This is a genomic window from Frankia sp. CoWAU3 (assembly GCF_977971855.1).
Genome location: NZ_CDWWXB010000060.1, coordinates 11,602 through 16,003, shown reverse-complemented (window position 1 = coordinate 16,003; position 4,402 = coordinate 11,602). Strand labels below are relative to the sequence as shown.

The following is a 4,402-nucleotide window of genomic DNA, read 5'->3' as shown; positions in this document are numbered from 1 at the left end:
GCTGGGCGGCTGGCCGCCCGAGGAAGTGGCTCGGCTGAAGAGGCTGCACCCGGCCGAAATTCTGCATATAGGCCGGCGCTCCACGTCCCGAGCCGCGGGTTCCAGGTGCCAGGCGCCTTTCTGATTCGGCTATCCCCTCGCTCATTTGAAGGACGAACTCTCCGGAGGTGTCCGCGATGCGTGTCGCCTTGCTCTATCCCGAGGTCTACGATATGGCTCGGTTCCGAGAACGCCGCCGGGAGTTCCCCCCGTTCGGGGCGCTCTACCTGGCCGCAGTGCTAGAAGATGCTGGCCACGAGGTGGCGATCATCCAAGTACGGCCCGACCAGCTCGCCCTGGACCTCTCCGGCTTCGAGGCGGTCGGGTTCAGCCTCGCCTCCTCGGCGACCTACGGCTTCATGGCGGCGGCCCGCGCGCACAGCCAGGTCGACCCGGGCGCGCTGGTGATGGTCGGCGGCGTACACGCCAACTTCTATCCGGACGACGCGCTGCGCGACTTCGCCGCGGACGTCGTCTGCGTGGGCGAGTCCGAGGAGACGATCCTCGACGTGCTGGCCCGCGCCAGCGGCGGCCTGCCGGTCACTGGGATCGCCGGGACCCGCTGGGCCGAGGACGGCCAGATCCGATCCGGACTCCCCCGTCTGCTGATACGGGACATCGACCGGCTGCCGCTGCCGGCACGACACCTGCTGCCCGTGGAGGACGTCGTGATGACCGACCGGCTCGCCGGCCATGACGTGCGGATGGCACACGTGATGTTCAGCCGGGGCTGCCCGTTCCCATGCTCGTTCTGCGCCGCCGGCCAGACCCGCATCCAATATCGCTCCGGAGCCAGCGCGTACACCGAGCTGGCCCACCTCGTGGACCGCTACCGCATCGGCGGGTTCGCGATCGTCGACGACAACTTCGTCGTCAACAAGCGGAAGGTTGCCGACATCTGCGACGCGGTCGCCGACCTGGACCTGTCCTGGTCGGCGCTGTCACGGGTCGACACCGTCGACCCAGCCCTGCTGAAGACAATGGCGGCCTCGGGCTGTATCGAGATCAAGTACGGGGTCGAGTCCGGCAGCGAACCTCTCCTGCGGGCGATGCGCAAGAACACCACCCGTGCCGAGATCAAGGCAGCGTTCGCCGCGACCGCGGATGCCGGGATCGGCGCCAAGGCGTTCATCATCCACGGCTTCCCGGGCGAGAACCGGCAGACCACCGACGAAACGATCAACCTGCTCGGCGAGTTGGGCTCGTCGCTGACCCGCGTCTCGCTGTTCCGGTTCGTCCCACTGCCCGGCACCCAGGTCTACGCCGACCCAGACCGCCATGCCCTCCACGGCCTGCACACCCAGCCCGACTGGGACGGGGACTGGTCGAAATTCCACATCCACCACAACGACCGCCACTGGTGGGGCGGCCCCGACCAGTGGGCCGAACTCGAAGACTCCTACCGCAGGCTGCGCGGCTTCGTCGAAGACCACTGGGGCCCCCAGGGGTGACCGCCACCCCACCCCTGCCCACTGCTACGGTGCCCAGGTGATCAGCTGGCACCCGCGCACCGTCGGGGCCGTCACCCTCACCGACGTCCAAGCCCGTCGGCTGTGGAACTGGACCCTGTCCCGTCAGGGATTGCACCCTCGTAGCCGGCTGACCTCTGCCACACAGATCGGCCACGCGGCGCTCGGGCTGCATGCGGCCCGGCTGCCGTCCCCGTTCGCGACCGTCCTCGCGCGCGCCGAAGGTCCCGAGGTGGCGCTGTCGCTCTTCAGTCGATCCCATGGCCTCATCACGCTGCGCTGTGTGCGCCGCACCCTGCATCTCCTCCCTGTGGATCTCGCCGCCGCCGCGCACCGGGCTACCGTCCACTACCGCCTCCGCGACGCCACCCGCCGCGCGCACAACGCCGGCGTCCCTGACCATGTGCTCACCGAGATCCGTGCGCAGCTGCCAGAACTGCTCCAGGGTGGGCCGCTACCGCACCGGCGTATCGAGGACGTCCTCGCTCCCGCCAGCCCAGCCGCAGTCCGGGCCGCGGTCAAAATTGCCTGGGAGTCGGGCACACTCACCTATCTGAATGCCTCCGGCTGTTGGAACGCCGAACGCCGTATGTTCGGTCTGACCAGCCAGCTCCACCCCGATCTCGATCTCGACCTCGACCTCGACCCGCGGAGCGCTACCCGCATGCTCCTGCGGGCCTACTTCGACCGGTACGGCCCGGCGACACTGGGGGACGCGACCTGGTGGTCCGCCCTCTCCCGTGCCGCCGTCCTCGACGCACTCGATGACCCCGAGACCGCACTCCTCGAAGTCGCCACCCCTTGGAGCCCGTCCCCGGCTTACATGCCCGCCGCCCGCTACGAACAGTTCACCGCGGCCGACCCCGACACCCACACCACCGGGCTGCACCTGCTCGCCCACGAGGACGTCGCGCTCAAGGCATACGCCGAAACCCGCACCCGCTACCTCGGCGAACTCGCCCCACGGCGGGCCTTCAACCAGATCGGTGAAGCCCTTCCCACCGTCCTCCTCGATGGCCAGGTATGTGGTACCTGGACGTGGGAACCCGCCAGCCGAACCGTCATCGCGACCCTCCTGCCCGGCCAGGCCACGACAACCATCCAGCAGGTCACGGCCGCCGCCGAACGACACACCGAAGCCCTGCGCGCCGGCTGGCGACCTCCCGCCCTTCCCGCCGCCCGGCCCGACCCACGGCAACTCGCCCTCGCCCTCTGACACCAACCCACCCAACCCGACAGACGAAAGGGACGTCCGTGCAGCCCCTCGCCGCCGACGCCAGCCTCGCCGACCTCCAGCGCTACGTCGCCGAGATGGAAACCGAACGAGGCTTCACCGGCCGCACCGTCCACGACCAGACCTGGCGCCTCATGGAAGAAGCCGGCGAACTGGCCCGCGCCGTCCGCAAGAACGACGGACAGCGCACGCTGACGGGCGAGCTGGTCGGCAGCGTCGACGAGGAACTCGTCGACATCCTGATCTTCGCCTGCTCCATCGCCAACCGCCTGGGCATCGACCTCACCGACGCCATCCGCGCGAAGGAAGCCCTGAACGAGACCCGCAGCTGGCCCGGCGCGCGACGGGAAGCCCCGGCCCCAGCCTCGTGACGTCACACCTTCGCCACGCCTGGTACGTGCTGACTCAGCCGGTCGTGGCTGTGTATCGGGCCAGGACCTGGTCGATCTGCTCGGCGAGCAGGAAGTCCAGCTCGGTGATCTTCTGACCAGCGCTGTAGGTGGTGAGGCTGAAGTGCAGCGTCTCCCAGCGCAGGTCGATGTCCGGATGGTGCTGGAGTCGCTGGGCGGGAACCATCACATCATTGATCGCCTGGACGGCGGTGTAGTACTCCACGCGAAACGTCTTGTGGATCTCTTCACGGTCCGGGTCCTTCTCCCAGCCATCCAGCTGACTCAGCCGGCTGGTGACCTCCTCGGCCGGGAGCGGGTCACGCAGTCCCACCTTCAGTCCTCCTCAAGAGTCGCCAGCAGTTCCGCCACCTCATGCCCCGGCTGGGTCTCGTGCCACGGTGTCAGCTGCCGCCAGACGGCGTGCAGCTCTCCGCGCAAGCGGGCCAAGCCGGTCTCGACAGCGACCGCGACGGCCTGACCGACGGCCTCAGCCGCCGCCTCGGGCTGGCCCGCCAGCGCACACGAGACAGCCAGCCGTGCCTGATACACGCCGGCATCGCGCCGGGCCGCAGGGGGAAGCCCGGCGATGACCTCCTCCCACAGCGTCCGGGCCGCTGCGCCGAGGCCGAGGCGGTTGTAGCAGGTCGCACGCTGGGCCTCGATGTAGCCGGGCGTCCGCCGGCAGGCATTGAACCAGGGATAGTCGTCGTCCACCCCGGGTAGCACTGCGGCAGCCTCATCCAGCGCCACGTCGACCGCCGTCCAGTCACCGACGAGCGCGTGGCCGTGAGCTGCCTGCTGGAGGGCCTGTACCCGGACCTTGGCACACAGCCGCGTCTGGTCCGCCAAGGCCGCCGCGGTCAGGTCGAGGGTTCCACGCCCGTCACGCCGATCGGTGAAGATCATCGCCTTGTTGACCAGCGCGTGCCGGATGAGCTGGGTGTCACCGACCCGGTGTGCTAACTCAAGGGTCTGGTTGGCCCAGCCCGTGGCCGCGGCCAGATCGCCGGCGTCCTGGTACAGCCACGTCAGCAGCCCCCCGTAGGACGCACCCGTGCGCAGCAGTTCCTGCCGGTCCTCGCCCCGGGCAGTCTCGGTCAGGCGGTTCGTCAGCTCCTGCTGCGCAAGTACCGAAGGGATCACCGGGTAGGGCCCGAGCGCAGCCTCGGCCGCGTAGAACCCGTCGATCTGGGCGTTCAGATGGACGACGACGTTCCGCGCCACCTCGGGACGCGACGCGGGCAGTGCCGTCCTCCCCTTGGCCCATA

The 4,402-nt window shown here is 69.2% G+C and carries 4 protein-coding genes and 1 pseudogene; 3 read left to right on the top strand and 2 right to left on the bottom strand.

Translation table 11 applies throughout. The features are described from left to right. Positions 1 to 176: 176 nt before the first annotated feature. Genes AC08ON_RS08050 through AC08ON_RS08040 form a run of 3 tightly spaced genes read left to right on the top strand, consistent with a single transcriptional unit; the run spans position 177 to position 3,113 of the window. Complete coding sequence (locus AC08ON_RS08050; protein ID WP_476616723.1) at positions 177 to 1,490, top strand: B12-binding domain-containing radical SAM protein; 1,314 nt, start codon at positions 177 to 179, stop codon at positions 1,488 to 1,490. 37 nt (positions 1,491 to 1,527) lie between these two features. Then, a complete protein-coding gene (locus AC08ON_RS08045; RefSeq protein WP_476616722.1) occupies positions 1,528 to 2,724 on the top strand; it encodes a DNA glycosylase AlkZ-like family protein in 1,197 nt (398 codons plus the stop codon). Positions 2,725 to 2,762: 38 nt separating this feature from the next. Next, the gene (locus AC08ON_RS08040) at positions 2,763 to 3,113 is read left to right on the top strand and encodes a MazG nucleotide pyrophosphohydrolase domain-containing protein (RefSeq protein ID WP_476616721.1); all 351 of its coding nucleotides are present in this window, start codon (positions 2,763 to 2,765) and stop codon (positions 3,111 to 3,113) included. 34 nt (positions 3,114 to 3,147) lie between these two features. Here the strand turns inward: AC08ON_RS08040 and AC08ON_RS08035 are convergent, their stop codons facing one another. Further along, positions 3,148 to 3,465, bottom strand: a complete 318-nt coding sequence (locus tag AC08ON_RS08035) for a 4a-hydroxytetrahydrobiopterin dehydratase (RefSeq protein WP_476616720.1) — start codon at positions 3,463 to 3,465, stop codon at positions 3,148 to 3,150. 2 nt (positions 3,466 to 3,467) lie between these two features. Beyond that, positions 3,468 to 4,402: pseudogene (locus AC08ON_RS08030) on the bottom strand (helix-turn-helix domain-containing protein); the annotation flags it as partial.

Excerpts from the sequence above, each read along its gene's own strand:
- AC08ON_RS08050 (WP_476616723.1), top strand. The coding sequence starts at position 177 with ATGCGTGTCGCCTTGCTCTATCCCGAGGTCTACGATATGGCTCGGTTC.